Source organism: Corynebacterium aurimucosum (assembly GCF_046895345.1).
GTDB lineage: Bacteria > Actinomycetota > Actinomycetes > Mycobacteriales > Mycobacteriaceae > Corynebacterium > Corynebacterium aurimucosum_G.
This window is the reverse complement of record NZ_CP160096.1, coordinates 2,102,623-2,124,261: the sequence shown is the minus strand read 5'-3', so window position 1 is coordinate 2,124,261 and position 21,639 is coordinate 2,102,623. Positions and strand designations below refer to the sequence as shown.

The 21,639-nt window shown below is 59.8% G+C and carries 22 protein-coding genes and 1 tRNA gene; 11 read left to right on the top strand and 12 right to left on the bottom strand.

Translation table 11 applies throughout. From position 1 onward, the window contains the following. Positions 1-26: 26 nt before the first annotated feature. The 3 genes from ABZS45_RS10005 to ABZS45_RS09995 are packed head-to-tail and all read right to left on the bottom strand — an operon-like array spanning position 27 to position 2,054. Complete coding sequence (locus tag ABZS45_RS10005; protein WP_412099686.1) at positions 27-446, bottom strand: molybdenum cofactor biosynthesis protein MoaE; 420 nt, start codon at positions 444-446, stop codon at positions 27-29. Next, the gene (locus ABZS45_RS10000) at positions 436-906 is read right to left on the bottom strand and encodes a MogA/MoaB family molybdenum cofactor biosynthesis protein (protein ID WP_412099685.1); all 471 of its coding nucleotides are present in this window, start codon (positions 904-906) and stop codon (positions 436-438) included. Before ABZS45_RS10000 ends, ABZS45_RS10005 begins: the two co-directional genes overlap by 11 nt. Continuing rightward, complete coding sequence (locus ABZS45_RS09995; RefSeq protein ID WP_412099684.1) at positions 903-2,054, bottom strand: molybdopterin molybdotransferase MoeA; 1,152 nt, start codon at positions 2,052-2,054, stop codon at positions 903-905. The genes ABZS45_RS10000 and ABZS45_RS09995 overlap by 4 nt, the downstream gene beginning before the upstream one ends. Before the next feature lie 40 nt (positions 2,055-2,094). Here ABZS45_RS09995 and ABZS45_RS09990 point away from each other — a divergent pair, with 40 nt between their 5' ends. Beyond that, positions 2,095-2,349, top strand: coding sequence for a MoaD/ThiS family protein (locus tag ABZS45_RS09990; protein WP_010188351.1), 255 nt, complete (start codon positions 2,095-2,097; stop codon positions 2,347-2,349). Here ABZS45_RS09990 and ABZS45_RS09985 read toward each other — a convergent pair. The 4 genes from ABZS45_RS09985 to ABZS45_RS09970 are packed head-to-tail and all read right to left on the bottom strand — an operon-like array spanning position 2,346 to position 6,892. Beyond that, positions 2,346-2,717 (bottom strand): phage holin family protein, encoded by a 372-nt coding sequence (locus tag ABZS45_RS09985; RefSeq protein WP_412099683.1) that lies wholly within the window; start codon positions 2,715-2,717, stop codon positions 2,346-2,348. The two genes, ABZS45_RS09990 and ABZS45_RS09985, sit on opposite strands and share 4 nt — an antisense overlap. A gap of 21 nt (positions 2,718-2,738) precedes the next feature. After that, positions 2,739-3,797, bottom strand: a complete 1,059-nt coding sequence (hisC, locus tag ABZS45_RS09980) for a histidinol-phosphate transaminase (protein WP_412099682.1) — start codon at positions 3,795-3,797, stop codon at positions 2,739-2,741. 10 nt (positions 3,798-3,807) lie between these two features. After that, complete coding sequence (locus ABZS45_RS09975) at positions 3,808-5,481, bottom strand: alpha-keto acid decarboxylase family protein (RefSeq protein WP_412099681.1); 1,674 nt, start codon at positions 5,479-5,481, stop codon at positions 3,808-3,810. A gap of 13 nt (positions 5,482-5,494) precedes the next feature. After that, the gene (locus ABZS45_RS09970) at positions 5,495-6,892 is read right to left on the bottom strand and encodes an amino acid permease (protein WP_412099680.1); all 1,398 of its coding nucleotides are present in this window, start codon (positions 6,890-6,892) and stop codon (positions 5,495-5,497) included. A 113-nt stretch (positions 6,893-7,005) separates the two neighbouring features. Between ABZS45_RS09970 and ABZS45_RS09965 the strand changes: the two genes are divergently transcribed. The 6 genes from ABZS45_RS09965 (at position 7,006) to ABZS45_RS09940 (ending at position 12,254) form a co-directional block, all read left to right on the top strand. Beyond that, entirely contained in the window at positions 7,006-8,160 is a 1,155-nt protein-coding gene (locus tag ABZS45_RS09965) for a PucR family transcriptional regulator (protein WP_412099679.1), read from the top strand. Positions 8,161-8,205: 45 nt separating this feature from the next. After that, positions 8,206-8,294 (top strand) — tRNA-Ser (locus ABZS45_RS09960). A gap of 175 nt (positions 8,295-8,469) precedes the next feature. Beyond that, complete coding sequence (locus ABZS45_RS09955) at positions 8,470-9,717, top strand: tyrosine-type recombinase/integrase (protein ID WP_412099678.1); 1,248 nt, start codon at positions 8,470-8,472, stop codon at positions 9,715-9,717. A gap of 268 nt (positions 9,718-9,985) precedes the next feature. After that, entirely contained in the window at positions 9,986-10,177 is a 192-nt protein-coding gene (locus ABZS45_RS09950) for a helix-turn-helix domain-containing protein (RefSeq protein ID WP_412099677.1), read from the top strand. 1 nt (position 10,178) lies between these two features. Further along, the gene (locus tag ABZS45_RS09945) at positions 10,179-10,751 is read left to right on the top strand and encodes a hypothetical protein (protein ID WP_412099676.1); all 573 of its coding nucleotides are present in this window, start codon (positions 10,179-10,181) and stop codon (positions 10,749-10,751) included. A gap of 201 nt (positions 10,752-10,952) precedes the next feature. Then, on the top strand, positions 10,953-12,254 hold the full coding sequence (locus ABZS45_RS09940; RefSeq protein ID WP_412099675.1) for a hypothetical protein: 1,302 nt from the start codon (positions 10,953-10,955) through the stop codon (positions 12,252-12,254). A gap of 540 nt (positions 12,255-12,794) precedes the next feature. Here ABZS45_RS09940 and ABZS45_RS09935 read toward each other — a convergent pair. Both ABZS45_RS09935 and ABZS45_RS09930 read right to left on the bottom strand, forming a co-directional pair. Then, a complete protein-coding gene (locus ABZS45_RS09935) occupies positions 12,795-13,001 on the bottom strand; it encodes a hypothetical protein (RefSeq protein WP_412099674.1) in 207 nt (68 codons plus the stop codon). Beyond that, on the bottom strand, positions 12,998-13,306 hold the full coding sequence (locus ABZS45_RS09930) for a hypothetical protein (protein WP_412099673.1): 309 nt from the start codon (positions 13,304-13,306) through the stop codon (positions 12,998-13,000). Before ABZS45_RS09930 ends, ABZS45_RS09935 begins: the two co-directional genes overlap by 4 nt. A 274-nt stretch (positions 13,307-13,580) precedes the next feature. Here ABZS45_RS09930 and ABZS45_RS09925 point away from each other — a divergent pair, with 274 nt between their 5' ends. Continuing rightward, complete coding sequence (locus ABZS45_RS09925) at positions 13,581-13,928, top strand: hypothetical protein (protein ID WP_412099672.1); 348 nt, start codon at positions 13,581-13,583, stop codon at positions 13,926-13,928. Between the two features lie 64 nt (positions 13,929-13,992). Here the strand turns inward: ABZS45_RS09925 and ABZS45_RS09920 are convergent, their stop codons facing one another. The 3 genes from ABZS45_RS09920 to ABZS45_RS09910 form a co-directional block, all read right to left on the bottom strand. Beyond that, the gene (locus ABZS45_RS09920; protein ID WP_412099671.1) at positions 13,993-14,355 is read right to left on the bottom strand and encodes a DoxX family protein; all 363 of its coding nucleotides are present in this window, start codon (positions 14,353-14,355) and stop codon (positions 13,993-13,995) included. After that, positions 14,352-14,927: a TetR/AcrR family transcriptional regulator gene (locus ABZS45_RS09915; protein WP_412099670.1), complete on the bottom strand. Its 576-nt coding sequence runs from the start codon at positions 14,925-14,927 to the stop codon at positions 14,352-14,354. The genes ABZS45_RS09920 and ABZS45_RS09915 overlap by 4 nt, the downstream gene beginning before the upstream one ends. Positions 14,928-14,988: 61 nt before the next feature. Beyond that, positions 14,989-15,378 carry an NUDIX hydrolase gene (locus ABZS45_RS09910; protein WP_412099669.1) on the bottom strand — a complete coding sequence of 130 codons (390 nt, stop codon included), beginning with the start codon at positions 15,376-15,378 and terminating at the stop codon, positions 14,989-14,991. Between the two features lie 186 nt (positions 15,379-15,564). On the opposite strand from ABZS45_RS09910, the gene ABZS45_RS09905 reads away from it, so the two are divergent. The 3 genes from ABZS45_RS09905 (at position 15,565) to ABZS45_RS09895 (ending at position 21,638) form a co-directional block, all read left to right on the top strand. Beyond that, positions 15,565-18,105: a YhgE/Pip family protein gene (locus ABZS45_RS09905; protein WP_412099667.1), complete on the top strand. Its 2,541-nt coding sequence runs from the start codon at positions 15,565-15,567 to the stop codon at positions 18,103-18,105. Beyond that, positions 18,105-20,153, top strand: a complete 2,049-nt coding sequence (locus tag ABZS45_RS09900; protein ID WP_412099666.1) for a YhgE/Pip family protein — start codon at positions 18,105-18,107, stop codon at positions 20,151-20,153. Before ABZS45_RS09905 ends, ABZS45_RS09900 begins: the two co-directional genes overlap by 1 nt. Before the next feature lie 120 nt (positions 20,154-20,273). Beyond that, on the top strand, positions 20,274-21,638 hold the full coding sequence (locus tag ABZS45_RS09895) for a TrkH family potassium uptake protein (RefSeq protein WP_347948525.1): 1,365 nt from the start codon (positions 20,274-20,276) through the stop codon (positions 21,636-21,638). The last annotated feature ends 1 nt before the right edge of the window (position 21,639 follow it).

Genomic DNA, 21,639 nt, shown 5'->3' with positions numbered 1-21,639 from the left:
CGAATACCGACAGCGCATACAACTGTTCATTCCAGGCCTACCCAGGTGGTGGTGTCATCGGTATGCAGCTGTTCCTTCCAGATGGGGACTTCCGCCTTGACGCGGTCCGCGCAGGTCGAGGCTGCTTCGAAGGCGTCCTTGCGGTGTGCGGAGGCGGCGGCGACGATGAAGGCGGATTCGCCGATTTCTAGTGGACCAGTACGGTGTGCGCACCAGAGGCGCACGGCGGGGAAAGCGGCGGCGACTTCGCCGGCGACGCGCTCGATTTCCTGCTGGGCGCTGGGATGCGCGGTGTAGGTCAGGAGTTTCACACCTCGGCCGGAGTCGTGGTTGCGCACGATGCCGTCGAATACAACGACGGCGCCGGTTTCAGCGGTGGCGATGTCGGGGGCTGAAATGGGCTCAGCGCTGATGTGGGCGCCGAGTAGGCCGAAGTTAGTGCTCATGAATGCCTTCCAGCTGGTTGATGATGTGGTTAAGCAGCGGCTCGAGTACTGCGCAGCCGTCCTTGGCCGCACCCGTGGAGCCGGGCAGGGCCATGGCGAAGGTTTTGTGCGATACGCCAGCAACGGTACGCGAGAGTGCCGCGGTGGGAATGGCGGCCGAGTGCGCATAGAAGGCATGGGCTAGGCCGGGGAGCTCGCGCTCAAGGTGTGGGGTGAGTGCTTCGACGGTGCGGTCATCCGGTGTGATGCCAGTGCCGCCGGAGGTGAGGATGACGGAGGGGGCATCGGTGAAGGCGGTGGCCAGGGCGGAGTCGATGTCGGCGTCCGCGACAACGAGGGGCTGTGGGGTATCGAAGCCCTGTTCACGCAGGAAGTTCACCAAGATGGGGCCGGAACGGTCCTCGTATTCGCCGGCGGCGGCGCGGGTCGAGGCAACGATAACGAGTGCGCGGTGGGTCATGAGAGTGGGAACACCTCCACGAGGTCGCCGGCTGAAAGCTGCGTGTTAGCCGGGATACGGATGAGGGCGTTAGCGCCGATGGCCTGGGACATCAGGTGGGAGCTGGTGCCGCCGAGGAAGGAGGCTGTTGCTGTGCCATCGGAAATACTGATAGTTCCACGGCGGAACTGCTCGCGGTTGTTGAGTCCGTCTGCGGATTCAACAAGGTGCGCGCGAACCGGCTCTGAGGTATGGCCAAGGACGGGTGCCAAATAGAGGCGGAAGCTCACCAGCGTGGAGATGGGGTTGCCGGGAAAGCAGACCACGGGGACGTCGCCAAGGCGGGACAAGCCCTGTGGTCCGCCGGGCTGCTGCGCCACGTGGCCGAACCAGCCATCCTCTTCGAAGATTTGGCGGATGACTTCGAACTTGCCGTGGGAGATGCCGCCGGAGGTGACGATGACATCGGGGCGGTGGGTGATGACTGCTTCGGCGAGGTCGGCGCGAAGGGCAGCGGGATCATCATTGGTGCGCACGAAGCCGGCTACGTCGATGCCATACTGCGCGGCCAAAGCTGCGAGCATCGGCGCATTGGAATCGGGGATGGTGGCCTCGCCTTCGCCGCCGATTTCAGCGCCGCCGGTGCAGATAAGAATGCGGGCGGGCGCGTACGTGAGAACCTCGGTCAGGCCTTGGGAGGCGAGGGTGGCGATGGAGGGGGCGTCGAGAAGCGCGTGCTCTGTGACGAGAGTGGTTCCGGCCTTGACATCGGAGCCCGCACGGCGGATGAACTGCTCGGGGGCTGCCGGCACCGTGACGGTGGCGCCCTCTTCTGGGAAGCGCGGGGGCTCGCAGTGCTCGACAGGGACGATGGTGACGGTGCCTTCAGGGACCTTCGCGCCGGTCATGATGGGGAGGGCGGTGCCTTCGCAAATGTCACCCGGGGGATCCCCCGCCGCAATAGTGCGGCCAACGGTGAAGGTGCCGCCGTCGCATGTGGAAAGCGCATAGCCATCCATCTGCGAATTATCGAAAGGTGGCAGGTTGTGTTCCGCGCGGTACGTGGCGGCGGCACGTCGGCCGAAGGCGCTGGTCAGGGGAGTGGAGACCGCGCGGGGCTGCGGAAGAGCCGCGCGAACGGCGGCGAGGTGTTCCTCATAGGTGCGCATTGGGTTCCTTCCTGTCACGGAGGCTGGCATAGTGGCAACTATGGTTGATATACATTACTTTGCCGCAGCCCGCGCCGCCGCGGGGCGCGCGCAAGACACAGCGCAGGCGGCGACACTGGGGGAGCTGCTGGACGTGTTGCGTGCTCGGCACACCGGCAGTACCGAGGCCGGTATGAGCTTTGCGGAGGTGCTGGAGCGCTGCACCTTCCTGGTAGATGGCGCGAGCGCTACCGAGGACGCCGTGCTTGCCGACGCCTCCCGCGTCGACGTCCTCCCGCCTTTCGCTGGGGGTTAGTTGTGGACCCGCAGCGGACTGGTGAAGAAGTTCACCACGCCGGAAACAATCGCGAGCACAATCGCACCGATGATGGCAGCGCCTAGGCCGTCGATGACGAGTGAGTCCATCAGCGCGCTGACGAGGAGCAGGACCGCGCCGTTGATGACGAGCGCGAACAGGCCCAGTGTCAGGCAGGTCAGCGGTGCGCCGAGGAAGCGGAGCACCGGGGTGACGATCTCGTTGACGATGATGAAGACCGCCGCGATGAGCAAGAAGTTCTGGGTGGTCGCAGGAACGATGTCGATTCCGGGGACAATCGCTACTACAGCCCAGAAAGCCACCGCGACGGCAATGACGTTGAGTGCAAAATTGATAAATGTCTTCACAACTGCACTCTAACGCGGAAACTACTCCTCTGCAGCGAAGGCAGCGTCCCAGGCCTTAAGCAGGATGTCGGTTTCCTCCGCCGTGGTGACGGTCACGCGCACTCCCTCAGGGAAGGCGCGGACGAGGACGTCATTCTCCGCGAGCTGTGCCGCGACGTCCTGCGGGGAGCCCAGCTTCGCAATGGAGTCTGCGGCGAACCAGATGTGGTTGGCCTGGGATTCTGGCACGCCAAAGTCGGCGAAGTGCTTGACCAGGCGGTCGCGCTGCTCCACGGTCTCATCGGTGCGCTCGCGCAGCTCCTTCTGGGCGGCCAGCGAGGCCACAGCGCCAGCTTGTGCCACCGAGTTCACGGAGAAGGGGATGGACACCTTGCTCAGCGCCTCGATGATCTCGGCGTTGCCGAAGGCATAGCCTAAACGGATGCCGGCCAGGCCATAGGCCTTGGAGAAAGTGCGCAGGCCAATGATGTTGTCGTGGGTGTGGACATAGTCGGTGGCCAGCGGGACGGCGTCGTTGCGGTTGTATTCGATGTAGGCCTCATCGAGCGCCACGATGACGTCCTTCGGGACCTTGGCTAGGAAGGCGTCGAGCTCCTCCTTGGTGATGATGGAGCCGGTGGGGTTATTCGGGTTGCATACGAAGATCAGGCGGGTCTTGTCCGTGATGGCAGCCGCCATGGCCTCCAAGTCCACGCGGTGATCCGCGGTGAGCGGAACCTTGACCGGGGTAGCGCCAACGACCTGCGCGAAGATGGGATAAGCCTCGAAGGAGCGCCACGGGAAGACAATCTCATCACCGGGCACTGAGGTGATCTGCACCAGCTGCTGGCAAATGGCGGAGGAACCCGCGCCGCAGGTGACCTGTTCCGGGGTAACACCAAGGTTTTCGGCGAGCGCCTTGCGGATTTCCACTGCACCCATGTCCGGGTAGCGGTTGACGTGCGCGGCTGCAGTTTCCATGGCCTTGAGCGCGCCGGGCAGCGGCTCTTGAGTTGCCTCGTTGGAGGAGAGCTTCAAGGCGTGCTCGGCGTTTTTGCCGGGGACGTAGGCGGGCAGGGAGGAAAGGTCTGGTCGAATCATGTTCTCCACCTTAGGCGTTGCGCGGGCCGCGGGGCCCGAAGTCGAAGTCAGCGGTCTGCGGGCCGAAGGCCTGAAGGCCCTTTGGCGCGTCGAAAGCATCGAGCCGCACTTCGAGGAAGGCGCCGCGCTCTGGGTGAGCAGCGATGTCGTCTAGGGCCTTCGCCAGCTCGCCTTCGGTTGAGGCCACGTAGGACTCCATCGTGGTGTCCTTCATGAAGGCCTTCGGCAGAGCCGTGTAATCCCACATCTGGATCTCGTTGTACTCGCGCTCCATGCCCAAGATGTAGCGCTCGATGGTGTAGCCATCGTTATTGACCAGCACGATGATGGGCTTGAGATCCTGGCGCAGGATGGTGGACAGCTCCTGGGCGGTGAGCTGGAAGGAGCCATCACCGATGAAGAGGACGTGGCGGCGCTCCGGATTGGCCAGCTGGGAGCCGAGGACGCAGGGGAGGGTGAAGCCGATGGAACCCCAGATGGTGGAGTTGATGTACTGCACGCCCTCCGGCATACGCTGCTGGCCCAAGCCAATGTTGGAGGTGCCGGCTTCAGCGATGACCACGTCATCTTCCTGGATGAAGCCGAGCATCTGCGGCCAGATGCGCTCCTGGGTCAGCGGGGCATCCGGGTTCGGCTCGAAGGGCTCGGGCTCGAAGGCCGCGCTAGGCGACGTCTCGGCTTCCTGGATGCGGTCCAAGAGGACGTCGAGAAGCTCCAGCGTATTGATGCCCACGAAGAACTCACCGTCGGCGTTGAGGTGCTGGTCGCCGAAGTTATAGACGCGGGCATCGGCCAGGTTGTGGGTGAAGGAGCCGGAGTTGACCTCGATGAAGCGCGGGTTCGTGGTGACCAGGAAGTCGGACTTTTCGATGCGTTCCTGCACGCCCGGTGCGGAGGCCGCGCCGTTATAGGTGCCGATGAACAGCGGGTGGCGCTCAGACAGGATGGCCTTGCCGGAGGAGAGCTGGGAGTAGGGCAGCTGGGCCTTGTCGATGATGGCGCGGAGCTTCTCGGTGAAACCGTGGCGGTTGGTGTCCTGGTCGATGAGGATGATGGGATCCTCCGCTTGGGCCAAGTGCTCCAGCACGTAGTCCGCGGCAGCATTAAGGCGCTCCGGATCGGAGGTTGCCAGTTCGGTGGAGAAAGGTGTGTCCGGAACCTCGATGCTCAGGTGCGTGATATCCGATGGAATCTGGATGTGGACCGGGCGCTTTTCGCGCAGGCAGGTGTGCAGGGCGCGGTCGAATTCCTCGACCACGTTCATGGGGGACACGCGCGTGGCCACCTCGGTGAAGGGTGCGAAGGAGTCCAGCATGTTGGCAAAGTCGCCGTCGGCAAGCGAGTGGTGCAGGTTCCAGCGGAACTCCGTGGCGTACTGCGGCGGCGCGCCCGCCAACGACACCAGCGGGACGTGCTCGGCACGTGCACCCGCAATGCCGTTGAGCGCGGAAAGCTCGCCCACGCCATAGGTGGTGAGCAGGCAGCCTACGCCGCGTTGGCGGGCATAGCCGTCAGCGGCATAGGCGGCGTTGAGCTCGTTGCAGGCGCCGACGAAGCGGATGCCCTCGGAGGCCTCGATCTGCTCGAGGAAACTTAAGTTAAAGTCACCGGGCACGCCGATAATCTCGGTGATGCCGATGGCCTTGAGGCGGTCCAGGATGAAATCACCAATGGTGGTCTGCATGAGAGAATCCTTTCTATTTATTTCGTGCATCGTGGCGCTTCTTGCCCAGCCAGATGAGGGCCAAGGTCACAATCCAACAGGGTAGGACAATGGCGCCGGTGCGGTAGTCGGGCAACATGAACATCAAAGCGATGATGAGGGCGAAGAAGGCCAAGCACAGGTAGTTAGCGATGGGGTAGAGGGGCGCGCGGAAGGCGGCGTTCGGGCAGCGCTTGCGGAAGTTCAGGTGTGCTACGGCAATGGCGGACCAAGAGATGAGCTCCGCGCCGACGATGATGGCGAGGAGAACAATCAGGATCTTGCCCTCGAAGAGGAAATTAAGCAGCACCGCCGAGCCCATGAGCAGGGCGTTGAAGAGGAGGGCGCGGACGGGCACGCCCTTGGCGCTGACTGAGTTGAAGAAGGGCGGGGCTTGGCCGCCGCGGGAAAGATCCCGCAGCATGCGCGCGCCGGAGAAGGTCATGGTGTTGAACACGGAGACGGCGGCGACGAGCACGATGAGGTTGAGGCCCGTGGCGGCGGCCGTAATGCCCAGGGTGCTCAGCGCGCGCACGAAGGGGGAGGTAGAGGTATCAAGTTCGTTCCATGGAGCGAGCAGCACGATGATGCTGATGCCACCGACGTAGAAAATGAGGATGCGCCAGATGACGTTGTTGATGGCCTTGGGCAGGCTTTTAGCGGGATCCTGTGCCTCGCCCGCGGCGGTACCAATGGAGATGATGCCGCCGAAGGAGAAAATCACCGCGACGAGGGAGAAGAGCATGCCGGTAGCGCCGTTAGGAAAGAAGCCGCCGTGCTCAGTGATGTTGCTTAAGCCCAGAGCCGGCTCCGGGGTGAGGCCGAAGACAATGGCCGCGCCGACGACGATCATGAGGATGAGCGCGGCGACCTTGATGAGGGAGAGCCAGAATTCTGCCTCGGCGAAGGCGCCGACGTGCACCAGATTGATGGCGGTGACGATAACGAGCGCGACGAGAGCGGTCAGCCAGTGTGGGATTCCGGGGAACCAGAAGTCCATGATGGTTCCGGCAGCGGTGAGCTCCAGCATGCCGACGACGATGGTGGTAAACCACCAGTTCCAGCCGGTGACGAAGCCAGCGATGGGGCCGATGTACTCGCGGGCATACGCGCTAAAAGAACCGGCGACGGGGTGCTCCACGGCCATCTCACCAAGCATGCGCATGATGAGGAAGATGATGAAGCCGCCGATGGCATAGGCGGCGATAACGCCGGGGCCGGCCTCCTGGATGGAGGCGCCTGAGCCTAAGAAGAGGCCCGTGCCGATGCACGAGCCAAAAGCGATCATCTGCAGGTGGCGCGACTTCATGCCGCGCTGCAGGCCGTCGTCTGCACTGGTGTTGTCGCTGGCGACAACGTCCTGTGCTTTGACGGAATTGTTGGTTGTGGTCATGTAGACGCCCTTCATGAACGTATATGTGTGACATGGGTCATTTAGCTGTAGGAGATTATTGCGCAGCACAGTTTTGTTTGTCACTAGACAATATTCTTAAGTATCTTTGACATATGTCAAAAGTGCCGCCCCCGCAGCTGACGAGCATCCAAGACATCGTCGACGATTGTGCCCAGATCCTGCAGCGTTCCGTTGAGGTGACTACCCCCGCCATCGCGGTGATCGCGGCCAGTGCTCAGATTGGTGCCATCGATAAGAACCGTGCGGCCTCTATTCTTAATCGCACCCCGCCCCCGGAGCCCATCCCGTGGATGCTCAGCTTCGGCATTCAGGAGGCTGTGCTGCCGGTGCGCCTGCCTGCTAATCCGCGTTATGACATGCTGCCCCGCGTGGTCATTCCCCTGCGCCATGAGGATCGGATGGTGGGCTACCTCTGGATCATCGATGAGCCCGCGCTGGGTGACGCCCCCCTGGTCCGCATTGGTTCGCTAACAGCTCCGCTGGCCAGGCTTATCGACGAACGCGATGCTCCCCTCGCCGCCCGCGCCCAGCAGCTCGGCGAGTTGGCCCGCGAGGTGCTCACCGGCGATCCGACCGCACTAGCGGGTGCCCGGGAGCGCGATCTTTTGCCTTCCGATGGCGAGCTGACCGTGCATCGCGTGCTGGTTGAAGGCGATCAGCGCGCGGTGGCCGTGGAACTTGCCCGCCCGTTGGTGCGCCGGCCTTTCCTGGTTGCGGATTCTCACGATTCCCTCGTGCTCATTGAGTGCCGTCGCGATGACAAGGACACCGAGGCTCTCATGGAGGAGCTACAGAGTGCCGCGCTCGTCGCCGGCGCCGAGGTGGTAGCCCGCGGCTCGGCACCAACGGCCCCACAGGCGCGACTCATGGCGGATGTGGCCAAGCTCTGCGGCCAGGATTCACTGCGCTGGGAGGAGGCCGGCGCGTGGCGGCTGCTGCGCGGATGGGAGCTGACCTCAGCAACGGTGGCGGAGATGAGCCCGGATGCCGCGGTGCTTCTCGACGACCCCCGCAACTCCTACTGGCACACCCTGCTGACGTATTTTGAGCATTCCCGCAATGTCTCTGCGACCGCTAATGCACTCTATATTCACCGCGCTACTCTGCATTACCGCCTAGACCGCGTGCGTGAGATTCTCGGGCCCGGCGTGCTCGATGACGGCTGGCGCTGCGCGGCTCTCTACGTGGCCCTCAAGCTGCATGCGGCGCTTCAGGGAAAGAATAGGGAAGCCCCATTTTGTCCATAGGGGAAGCACTCAGGTAGAGTGATGGACGATTCATTGCGAATCGCTGGAGACGTGCCAGAGCGGCCGAATGGGGCTCCCTGCTAAGGAGTTGACTTACTTGCGTAGGTCCGGAGGTTCAAATCCTCTCGTCTCCGCAAACTGCATTTCCCCTGGTGAGTGTTCACCGGGGGTTTTGTTGTATCTGTGCAGGTCATTGGCATGATACTATGTTGCCACAGGTGGCCATGAGTTGCCATTAATAGCACTCACTACGCAACAGTTACGCAACAGTTGCGCAAGGCCTGGCCCCACGAAAAAGGGACATAAGACATGGCACGCACACGCCGCACTCGTAGCGATTGGGGAACTGTCCGCAAGAAGGGCCGGAGGTTCACCGCACAGTACACAGGCCCGGACGGGGCTAGGCACACCCCCGGTCGATCATTCGAGACGCGCACAGATGCCCGTGGCTGGTTGGCAACAGAACGTAAGTTGATTGACCTAGAAGAGTGGACACCACCAAAGCAGCGCCGCGCAAAGCAGGAAGCAGACGCGGAGACTGTGGGGGAGTGGATGGATAGGTTCCACAGGCTGCTGGAGCAGCGCCCTAAGCCGCCCCGCAAGTCCACCATGCAGAACTACAGGCGCGTGACCCGCGTGCGGATTACTGAGCCGTTTGGCCCCGGCGCGGACGATGTGGACGTATGCCACCTGAAAGATGTGCGCCTGGTGGAGCTGACTAAAGCGGACGTGTACCGCTGGTGGGATGGTGTGCAGCGCTGTTACCCGGATGCCCGCACGATTAACCAGCAGGCCTATAAGCGTCTAAGGGCCGCGTGCGCTGAAGCCGTGCGCCGTGAGATGCTCACCGTTAACCCGGTCGATATTCCTGACGCTGGCAAGAAAGTGGCCACGAAAGAAAAGTACTTACCGGAAGATTGGGAGCTGGACGCGATTCTGAAGCAGATCGATGCCCGCTATAAGGTTGTTACGTCCCTCGTGTTGCATCACGGGCTACGAATTGGTGAGGCCCTGGCCCTGGAGGCTGAGGATGTGCACGTGGAGTACTTGCCCGCCCCGTGGATGCCGCGTGTGAGTGTTTACGTGAAGCAGAACGCACAGCGCATTACGGATGGTGGGGGCAACTTTATGGAGATACAGCCACCTAAGTCTGAAGCGGGCTACCGTGAGGTGCCGATTATGAGTGTGGATGTTCCCTATTTCCTTAGCCACCTAGCGCTGTATGCGCCTACTGAGTCAACTGTGTTGCGTACCGCTGCTGGCACCCGGCGCGCTGTGCTGTTCACTACCACTGACAGGGGAAAGATTGCTTTTGATACAAGCTATCGGGGCATTCTAACTCGTGCGGAAGAGAAGGCCGGAGTGTCTACCGACATTGATCCGCACTGTGGCCGTAACTGGTTGATTACCCGGTTGGCTGAGCAGGGCGCGCACTTGAAAGAGATTGGCGCACTGCTGGGACAGAGCGATATGAAAACAATTTTAGATGTGTACATGAAGGTTCGCGCCGGGCGGACAACCTCGTTGATGGAGAAGGTTAACGCCTCAATCTCCTAGGGTTACTACTTTTGATTAACCCCTCTCGTGGTGACTTTAGTCACTATATTCCAGCCCTATTTCGGACTTAGATTATGTCATTTATGTCCGTACGTCGGGTTTAGTGCAACTTGGTGCACCATAGTGCAACATAGAAGGTGCTGAGTCGTGTTTATGCAGGTGGGGGCCTTATTTTAGAGTTTTAGAGTTTCCATGTGCCATATGTCACATACCCCTTGTCCTGCATGAACCTCTGGCACAACGGTTCCGCACATGACAACTTAAAGCCATGACTAGCCAGCAGATGCGCACTATTGCGCAAGTATCCGAGTTCACGCAACTATCCCCCCGAACTATCCGCCGCTACATTGCGGAGGGCCGTCTCGTGGCGTATAGGGCCGGGCGCGCTATCCGTCTTAAGCAGGAAGACGTAGACGCGCTGTTTACCCCCACCAACAAGTGGAGCGGGGGCGATGACTAGAGTGACCACCCCAAAAAAGAACACCCACCCGGGGCAAGGGCAGGTGCAGGATGACGAAACAGGTGGCGTTATCGTCATTGAGGATACCAGCACAGCCACCCCTGAACTAGTTGAACAGGGCTTAATCCGTGGCCTGATTGGCGCACCCGCTAACCGCGTTCTGTCCCTAGCCAACACCCTCGTTCCGCATGACTTCCACGCCCCGCATAATCACACTGTGTTCACTGCTGTGGTGGCCTGTGCCCACGCCCTCGTGGAGGCGGGCTGTAGTGATGCCCCGGTAGCTGCTGAGCGCGTACAGCAACACCTCCAGCAGGCCGGTGCTCTCCAGCAGGACACAGTAGCCCGCGCCCTAATAGCTGTTTCTACTGGAGGCTACTTACCGCCCGCATGGCCGGATGTAGAACAGTTGGCCCTAGGCATGAAGCAGGCCCGCTTAAGGCGTGCCCTCGTGGTGGTGGGGGAGGATTGCCTAGCCACAGCCACGGCAAGCACACAAGAGATAGCCCGCTGCTTAAGCCGCCTAGGTGGCCTCGTGGATGTAGCCCGGCGCGCCGGGGTGGAGGTGGCCTAATGGGAGATGTTGATTACCGACTGGTTGATGAACTTAACGAGAAGCAGCACGCCCTAGAAGCTGTGCAGGCTGTTACCCGCCGCTGTGATGCTGGTTTAAGAATGCCACCACTGCCTAGCGGGCACCGTGACCCTATTGGCCCGCGTACAGATGCACCCGATGAAGCATGGGGAGGTAGTCGCCGTGGATAGACCAAAGACTATGAGCGGTGCCCTGGACTATGACGGATGGGAGCACCTGGAGCATGACCTGTTTGATGGGGCAGGTGAAGCCGTGCAGAAAGTACGTGAGCACGCCCGCGCCAACGGTGCCCCGCCGGTGGCCTTCCTGTTGGCTGTAGTGCAATACGTACTGTCTTCCATGCCGGGAAACGTTGGTTTCGATGCCGGTATGGGTAGAGGCAGCATGAACCTGTTTATCGTGCTGCTCGGCAAGCCCGGCGCGGGTAAAGACCGCCTTATGCGCCTCGTGCGCAACAGCGTGCAGGTGTTCGATGACCAAACACCCCTGAAGCCGTGGCCAGTTCACCCCGGGAGCGGGGAGGGGATAACTGATGCTCTCCAGCCGCCGGAAGGTGCAAGCATTGCCCACCCGGTGCTGATTGAAGAATCAGAGGTTGGCAAATTGCACACGCTGCTTACCCGGAAGGGATCGACCTTGCGTAGCACGCTGCTAAATATCTACAGCGGTAACTCGTTGGGAGTGACCAACAAAGGCCAGATAACTGTCATACAGGAAGGCACCTACACAGCGGGCCTGTGGGTAGCCGCACAGCCCGATAAAGCGTACCTGCTGCTGGATGGTGAGGATGACGGATTTAGGCACCGTTTCGTGTGGGCAGAACTACTAGACCCCGGCAAACTGTATGAGCGCCCGGAAGGAACTACCCGCCTAATGGCCGTCATGGTTCCCAAAGAAGTGCTTGCCGGAACGCCCGTATCGTTTCCAGACGAGATTAAGCGCAAGGTATGGCAGCAGCAACATTTGCTATCTGCCTATGGTGTCTCAAGCAACAACACAGGCCACCGCACACAGACGCAGTGCAAGGTAGCCGCCGGGCTAGCGTTATTGCGGTCTAGTGACAGCGTGAGCATGGATGACTGGAGGCGCGCCGGGGTGCTCATGGACTATTCCGATAGGGTGCAGGTGTTTGCCGCTAGCTATTCCAAAGACCTAGAGGTACAGCGCGCTGCTGACCTCCTAGAGCGCAAGGAACTTGCACAAGAGGAACAGCAGGCCCGAAAGCAACAAAAGCTAGAGAAGTTCCAACTACGCGCCCTGAACCACATAGACGGGGTAGACGATGGTGCCCCACCTGTTAACTGGACGCATTTCCTCCAGACACTTGCCAGTAGGGATAGACCACTAATGAGACAGGCCGGTACTGCCCTGGCAGGGATGGAGGCCGTGCGTTTCTCTCGCACTGACACAGGTGGGCAACTTATTGAACGTGGCCCTAACTTTCACCTCGTGCTGGATGATATGCGCCACCGTGAAGCCTAAAATGCCTGTCCTATCTGTCCTGTGCAGGTAGAAGCATGTTTCTAGGGTGTCCTACCCCCTGTCCTATCTCTGTCCTGTCTGTCCTATATCGGATTCAAATAGGACACATAGGACACCCACAGGACACCCCATAGGACACCCAAAAATAGCCCCTGACCTGCATAGGACACATAGGACACCCCCTAATCTCTCTCACGCACACGCGCTACCTACCTCACCCTGTCCTAGCTTTCATGGCCGGGGCGAACACCGATACTTTCTGCCATTTTTGGCATAAAGTCACTGTCTCTGCCTGCCTGTGGAGGCCCACCCAAACAGACGGCAATTACCAGCGGATAGAACCTACTGACAGTCCCCGCCTAGGGTGTTTCAACAAAGGGTGCAAGCAGGCTCTATTTTCCCTGTTCAATATCGCCGTTTAAGACGATGAAGTAACCGGCAAGGGGTATAGGTACCCCTCAACACGTTAAACGGCTACACATTACGGCATGCCAGATGCAGAAAGTGCCTAGTAGAGCACTGCTGAAAGTAGGCGTGTGCTCATTGCGGTGCCCCTGTTAACTCGTTGGTGAGATTCCTTATGGTGCGTGTTAGGCGCGTGTTGGCCCGCATGATTCGCAGGGCCTGACTATCTAGCCGCTGGTATTCGGATGGGGTGCAGTTCTGGCACTGCTGGTTGATGGTCTCCAGCATCTCAAGGTTGGTCTTCAGTTCCTGCATGGTCTCGTTCAGTTGCTGGAGGCTCATAGTGCCACCTCGTGAGGCAGCGCGCTAGAGCCGCAGACGTGTTCGGGCTGTGTGTTCGTGGCCCGGCGCGCCGGGGTGGTTGGTTCGCGCTTCACGCTACGCGGGATAGGCAGAATGCTGGTAACTCGTGCTTCACCGTCGATGAAGTGAATGACACCAATAGTCCAAGTGCCATGAGTGGCCCCCGGGGTGGTGTTGCCGTACGCTTGCCAATCGCGGATGACGTGTGCAGCTTCATCTGTAGTGAGGTAGCTGGATGGTGTGGTGGTACCGGCTTGCGGGATGACGGTTAGGTCAATGGGCATGATGGGTGCCTCTTTCTTGTTGGTTGCTACTGTCCGTTACGCAACAATTACGCAACAGTCTGCAACATGAATTTTCCAAAAGGTGCCCTGACCTGCATAGAGGTGGCGTAAAGGTTCAGTCCCTCTCGTCTCCGCAAACTACAGAACCCGAGTCATCATTTTACCGGTGGCTCGGGATTTTACGTTTTCAGTTCCTTCGTAAGCCGCAGTCCCTCCGTGAGCAGAGAAATTAGAATGAAGGCACTGAGCTTAATCTGTGCTGGCTAGGAGCGTCGTGGAGTTACTAAAAGGGCCAATTTGGGATGTGGAAAGTAACGCGAACATCGATCCCGATGAAAACTTTGTCCGAATTATGTTGCATGAAGAAAGCGTTGTAGCTGAATTTACTATTGCCGAGCTGTGTAGTTTCTTTGGAATTAACGGTTTCGATTGTCTGCAGCGACAATTCAAGGCCTGGCATGACTTGAACGCTTTCGCGTGGGATTCAAAAGGTGAAGTTCACTGTGAACGGATCCCTTTCTCCGAATATTTTGTTCTTTCCAAAATTCATGAGTGCTATTCCCCGCAGCCACTTCCCGAAGCAACGAACGGCATAGTGAGATGGGGGATGAAAAAGAAGTAAATATCGGGCGAATGTGCTTGATGGCGAAATGGGGCAGGGGTGGTTCCGAAGAATTTTTGGTCGCCTAATTCAGCACTAGCGTCAGGACCAATACACCGGTTGAGAGCGCGAGCATGCCTAAGCAGTTAATCCAGAATTCACTGCCGAGGAAGTGGGCGCGGACATGGGCTGCTGAGGCTGCGCAGAAATAGGCGATGACGCCAATCATGGCTGCGATTCCTACGCCGGGGAACCAGAGGCCGGCAATGAGTCCTACGGCGGCGAGGCACTTGATGACAATGAGTGCCCACCACCAGTCCTTGGGGAGTTTGACGCCGCTGAGGCAGGCTTCGATGAAGGGGACTGGTTTGAGGGAGAGGGCGGCGTCGCCAAGCAGAATGGCTGCTAGTAGTAGGGAGGGCCAAGCGGGGGAGGATTCTAGGATCATTGGGTTACTCCGAATGCGGTGTTGAGGCGTTCGATGGATGAGGCGGCTTGGGAGGTGAGTTGTTCGGTGTCGTAGAGGCCCGCGGCCCAGCCGATGAGTAAGCCGAGGTAGACGTTGTACAGCAGATCGGAATACTCGGCCGCATCGTCGCTGTTGAGCCTGGAGCCAAGGCGCAGGGTGATTTCATCGGTCAGGAGCGTTTTGAGCGCGGTGAGTGCCTGACCTTGGTTGCCTTGTTGGATGAGTGCCGCGCCGAACGCACGAGAGAGTTCTTCGTGACCGGTGAACATCTGCAGGAATGGTTTGAGGACGTCGAGGAGGCTATCGGATTGTCCCCGGATGTCGTCGTGGAGTTCTGAAATCTGTTGGCCAATGGTGTGGATGAGCAGCGTTTGTTTGTCGCCGACTCCCATGACGGTTCCCACGCTGACGCCAGCTTCGGATGCGATAGTCCGGATGCTGGTGGTGGCGTAGCCCTGAGCGAGGAAGAGATTATAGGCGGTGGCTAGGACCTTGCTGACGGTGTCAGCTTTGGCGGCCGAGCGCGATGAGTGAACGTGTTCAGTGAACATGTTCAAAGGGTAGCTCTTGATGGTTTCGGGGTCAATGACGCCGAAGTGTTGACAGTTGGCGCTAGGCCAGCGTGGGGAAGACGCGGTCGCGCAACAGGTGCGCAAGCTCGCGGTCGGGCGCTGCTGGGTTGACCCAGGCGGTGTCGCCGATTTCGGCGGCCGCATGGGGTTCGTCGGCGGTGACGGTGCGGGTGTAGGTGAAGATGGTGCCGACGACGACCTCGCCTGGTTCGTTGGCGGCGGGAGCGTCGAAGGTGCCGAGTTTGTTGAGGTTCTCGGCGTCGAGGGTGAGGCCTACTTCTTCGGCGACTTCGCGCAGGGCGGCGTCGACAAGCGCTTCGCCCGCCTCAGGCTTGCCACCGGGCAGTTGGTACTTGGTGGAGGACTTTTTGCGCACGGTGAGAACGTGGCCTTGCGGATTGCGGATGACGACGGCTGCTACTTCAATCATGGCCGCCGATTGTAGTGGGCAGTGAAAGTGCTAGAAAAATTTTGTTTATCAATACAAGTTGGCGTGGTGTGGGGCAAGGGTTTTGTTTCGGTAAACCATATCAATCGTTAATTGTTAATCATGGAAATTACTTTATAGGTTTCGGCAGGTTAGAGACTCGAAGGTTCAACGGGTACACTGCCTTCAGTGCGCCAAAGTTGGAAGATTTTTATCAGAGATGTAGCCAGGCTTGGCCGCGTCCCCAGGGCGTGGATCATCCTCATCGGACTCATCATCACCCCCGCGTTGTATTCATGGGTGAACATCGCGGCTTTTCGTGACCCTTATGGCCATACCAACAACATTAAGGTGGCCGTGGTCAACGAGGACAAGGGTGCAAACAATGAGCTCACTGGGGACATTGATGTCGGCAGCGAGGTCATTGAGAAACTGAAAAAGAATGACCAGATAGGCTGGCAATTCCTTGAGCACGACGAAGCCGAGAAAGCCCTTTTAGAGGGAGACGTGTATGCCTCGGTGACGATCCCGGAGGACTTCAGTGAGAACCTCGTGAGCATGCTCGACGGGAAGTTCACGCAGCCGCAGCTGGTGTACCGCGTCAACGAAAAGAACAACGCCATCGCCGTGAAGATTACGGATACCGGTGCCAAAGGTCTGGACAAGCAGATCACGGCGGCCTTCAAGGAGCAGGTGGCCACGGTCGCGGCGGAAAACGTCAAGGACACTGGTACCGACTTCGAGCGAAAAGTCACGCGCGCAATGAACAACACCAGCTCCGCGTTCGGGGAAACCGCGCAGGAGATCGACGGCAACCGTGAGAATCTTGCGCGCATCCAAGCCAAGCTTGACGCCGCTGCCGACTCCACGTTGGGCGCTAAGTCCACGGTGGCTGATGTGAGTGCTGCGCTGGGCGACGCTCAAACAGCCCTCGCTGAGGTCTCATCCCTGGTCGAACAGGCCCAAGGGGGCATAGGGGACTTCACCGACCAGACCACCGGTGCCTTTGTTAGCGGTGCGACTGCGGTGGCGGACGGTACTGCCCAGGCACAGGAATCCATCGCGGACGTCACCGCGGGCCTGAACCAGGCCGGTGACCGCTTCGATTACGCCACGCAGCGGGCGAACACTGCCATTGACGCGAGCGCAGAATCGATTGCGCAGCTTAAAGCCCTGCGCGATTCCGCAACGCTCTCACCGCAGGTTGCCAAGGAAATTGATGACGCCATCCAACGCCTCGATGAGGGTAATGAATCCAACCGCCAGTTGGTGGGAAACCTCAGCGCGCTGAGCAAGGATACCCAGGCCGCGGCGGACAACGTGCAGGCTAGTGCTGAGGCCATCAACCAAGCGGCGGCAGATACCAAGGCCACGTCGCAGACACTGCGCGATACCGTGACATCCGCCGTGCCCGAAATCAACCGCGCCATGAGCAGTCTGAGCTCCACGGCGAGCGCTTTGAGCTCCACTTTGGAAACCCAGAAGGGCACCATGCAGGAGGCAGACGGTCTCCTAGATGGTGTGGCTCAGCAGCTGCGTGCGACGAAGGACACCTTGTCCGATTTCGATACCAACCTCCTTGCCCTGCAGGACAGTTTGCGCGCTATGCAGGGCGATGTGGGTTCGCTGCGTGCTGCGATGAACTCCAAAGTCGTTCAAGATGTCACCGGGCTGGATGCGGAAGAAATCGGTAAGTTCTTTGCCGAGCCCATCGAGCTGAAGACCGAAACCGTGTACCCGGTGGACAGCTACGGCTCCGCCATGGCGGCGCTGTTTACTAACCTCTCGCTGTGGATTGGTGCCTTCGTCCTCATGGTGATCTTCCGGGTGGAGGTGGATAAGGAAGGATTCCACCGCGTTACGGTGGGTCAGGCCTATATGGGCCGCTTCCTCCTCATGGCCTTGATGGTTATCATCCAGGCCATCACGGTGACCGTCGGTGACCTGCTCATCGGCGTGCAGACCGTGAATGCGCCGGCTTTTGTCCTGACAGGCATACTCGTGGGGCTGGCCTACTTGAGCATTATTTACGCATTGTCCTCCTCCCTGGGGCACCTGGGACGTGGCCTCTGCGTGGTCTTTGTCATTATCCAGATTCCGGGTGCTTCGGGCCTGTACCCGATTGAGCTGTTGCCCAATTTCTTCCACACCATCTACCCACTGCTGCCTTTTACGTATGGCATCGACGCCATGCGCGAAACCATCGGTGGCTTCTACGGCAACCACTATTTCAAGAACATGGGCGTGCTGGCCTTCATGTTCATTCTGTTCTTCGTCTTCGGCCTGCTGCTGCGTAAGGCTTTGGCGCACTTCAACGTCATCTTTAACCGCGAGCTGCGGGATACCGAGCTCTTTGACTATGAAAACGTGCAGGTTGTCGGCTCGGGCTACCGCATCGCGGACGTCATCCAGGCGCTGGATAGCCGCAGTGGTCTGAAGAAAGATTTGGACCGCCGTGCGCATGACTGGGGCTACTGGCTCAAGCTGGTGGGCATCGCCGGCGTTATCGGCGTGGTGATCCTCATCGTCGTCTCGGGTCTCTTGCCCGACCAAAAGCCGCTGCTTTTGGCTATTTGGACGGCATGGTGCTTCCTCATCATTATCGCCGCGGTCACGCTGGAATACCTGCGCATTAGCCTGAAGCAGTCCGCAGAGCTGGTGACGTTGGATGAGGATGACATCAAACATCCGGCACGCATCGGCGCGGAGTCCACGGAGGGGGATAACTAATGCGTGGAACACTTGATCTTTTCCTCAACGACATGCGCACCGCATGCCGCAACGTGATGAGCGCGGTGATGCTCGTGGGGCTCGTTGTCATCCCGATGCTGTTTACCTGGTTCAACGTGCTGGCCAGTTGGGATCCCTTCGATAACACCAGCCAGCTCAAGGTGGCGGTGGCTAGCAAGGACACCGGCTACAAAAGCGATCTGTTGCCGGTGCCCATCAACGTCGGCGACCAGGTGCTCAATGAGCTACGTGCAAACGATCAGCTGGATTGGGTTGTGACGACTTCCGATGAGGCGATTGAAGGTACCAAGTCCGGTGAGTATTACGCAGCCATCGTGCTTCCGGAAGATTTCAGTACCGACATGATGAACTTCTACACGGATGGTTCCCAGCCCGCGGACTTATCCTTCTATATGAATGAAAAGAAGAATGCGCTGGCGCCGAAGATTACAGGTCAGGGTGCAGAAGGCGTGTCGGCTCAGGTGGCCGAGGCCTTCACCACGACGGTCGGTGATGTCTCCTTCGACCTGGTTACCTCACTCTCCGATTTCTTGAGTCAGGGCGATACCAAGGCTGTGTTGGATCGGATGCAGGCGCGCGCGGATGGAGTGCAGACCCAGCTGGACATGGCCGCGCGTACCGCTCGTTCCCTCGCGGGCCTGGTGGATACCGCGGTTCCGCTCATGGAAAGCGCCCAGCGCATTGCGGACTCGGCAGACCTGGAGCTGCCGGAGGTCCAGTCCTCCTCGCTCAATGTTTCCACGGATGCGCTGCAACAATCCCTCGACGCCACCAGCGCTAGTTATGACGTGGTGCGCCAACGCATTGATGCGCTTTACGACGACGCCTCCGCCTCCCGCGCCGACCGCGTCGCCGCGCTCAACACCTTGGCCGGCCAGGTAGAAGGCACCATTGCCCAGTATCAGAACCTGCACGGCCATATCGAAGCTCTGCCGCTTCCCGCCAAGGACAAGGAAAAGGCGCTCAGCCGTATCGAGGAGGCCATCGATGCTCAGCGCACTCTCCACGCCCGCCTCACGGCGGCCGCGAACGCTCCCGAACCCACGAAGCCGGATCTCTCCAGCCTCGATGATGCCAAGAGGGCGGTGGAAGGAATCTCCACTTCTGGCCTGCGTGAATCCTTGCGCGCGCTGCAGGATTCCCTGGGCCAGGTAAGCGCGGATCTGGATACCGCGAAGTCTCCCGTCACCATTGATTCCTCTTCCTTGACGGATGCTCGGGATGCGGTACAGAAGCTCGCCTCTGGCCTGCAGGATAAAGCCAACAAGTTCGGCGACCTGCGGAAGGATATCGACTCCGCTGCGGCATCCGGGGATCTGAAGAAGCTGGCGGACCTCATTGGATCCGATCCGGACGCTCTGGCGCACGCGATTGCGGCTCCGGTGGACGTCGACAGGCAAGCGGTCTACCCGGTCAAGAGCTTCGGCGCCGGCATGACGCCCATGTACACGGCGCTAGCACTGTGGGTCGGCGCGCTGCTGACTGCGGTGAGCGTGCGCACGGATGTTGTGGACAAGGACAAGTATTCGCCGATGCAGCGCTTCTTTGGCCGCTTCGGTATTTTCGCGGCGGTCGGCCTCGTGCAGTCGACGATGCTCATTTTGGGCCTCATCTTCTTCGTGGGCATCGAGCCTGCGCACCCGATCCTCATGCTGCTGGCAGGCTGGGTTAGCTCACTGATCTTTATGCTGATTTGCTACACCCTTGTGGTGTCGTTTGCGAATGCGGGCAAGGCGCTAGCGGTGCTCATGTTGGTGATCCAGGTGTCGTCGTCGGGTGGTGCCTACCCCTTGCAGGTACTCCCGGAGTGGTTCCAGAACATTAGTCCGTGGCTGCCCGCGACCTACACCATCCGAGCCTTCCGTGCGGCCATCGCCGGAACTTACCATGGTGATTACTGGCTAGCGTTGTTGTGCCTGCTGCTTTTTGCCGTACCGATGCTGGTTCTGGGCGTGGTCTTCCACAAGCCGTTGGAGAAGTTCACCAACGGCTGGGTGGAGACCTTGGAAAAGACCAAGCTGATGTAGCGCCAACGTCCTGGCGCTACCTTCGGGCTAGCCGGCTGTTATGTTGTGCATAAGATGATCGGAATATTCACAGGCCCGTCGGCTTCCTCAGAGTGGTGCCAAGCGGTAGTGTGAAGCGCTGTGAAACGCGGTCATTTCCTGGGCCCAGCTCGGCTCACCGCCGCGGGCTTTATTCTGCTTATCCTTGTGGGAACGGTGCTTCTTATGCTGCCGATTTCCGCCAACGTTCCGCAGTGGACTCCGTTTTTGCCGGCACTTTTTACGGCAACCTCAGCGGTCTCTTTGACGGGTCTCGTGGTGGAGGACACCGGAACTTACTGGACGCCCTTCGGCCAAGTGGTCATTATCACGCTCATCCAGCTGGGCGGCCTCGGCATCATGAGTTTGGCGTCGCTGTCGGGCATGCTGTTGACCGGCCGAATCAGCTTTAAAGCTCGCCGAACCATGGCTGCGGAGGGCCGCGCCGTGACTTCGGGCGGAATTCGCCGCGCCTTGCTGCTTACCTTGGTGATGACTCTGATCTGCGAGGCCATCGTTGCCGTATTTATCGGCGTGCGTTTAGCCACCGAACACGGAGTAGCACCAGGACGCGCGGTGTGGGAAGGCATCTTCCACGCTATTTCGGCCTTCAACAACGCCGGGTTCAGTACCTATTCCGATAGCGTCGTTTCCTTTGCTGCTGATGGTTGGATCCTGCTGCCCCTCGCTTTCGCCCTGATTACGGGTGGCTTAGGCTATCCCATGCTGGCGGAGTTCGTGCGACGGGCCCGCGCGCGGCTAACGCGCTGGCGTGGTGGCACGCCACGCATTCACCGCATGTCCATGACCGCCCGGATGACGCTGGGCGCCACCGCGTTCTTGCTGCTTAGTGGCACCGTGGTCTTCTTCCTCTCTGAGGGCTCCGGTGTGCTGAACGGGATGCCGTTGGGACAGAAGATCATCAACGCCTTCTTCATGAGCGCTTCGCCCCGAACGGCGGGTTTTAACGCCATCGACTATGGGGAAGCGCACCCGTTGACGCTGATGGTTACGGACATCTTGATGTTCATCGGCGGCGGCTCCGCCGGTACGGCGGGTGGCATCAAGGTCACCACAGCCTGCGTGCTGGGCGCCGCCATGATCTCGGAATTCTTGGGCCGCGAGGACACGTCTATCGGGCACCGCCGCTTGCCGCTGTCCACCTTCCGGCAGGCCCTCGCGCTAACGGCCGCCGGAATGATCGTCGTTGCCGTAGGCGTGGCGACGCTGCGCGTCTGGGATCCCGAGTTCACCGCGGACCAGGTCACGTTCGAAGTCATGTCCGCCTTCGCCACCGTGGGTTTGTCCACGGGTATTACTGCAAGTTTGTCCGCACCATCGCAGCTCATGCTGTGTCTCATCATGTACGTTGGCCGCGTAGGCCCTACCACCTTCGTGGCGGCACTGGCCGCCCGGACTATTAGCCTGCGCTACCGCTACCCCGAAGAAAGGCCGTTCATTGGCTAAC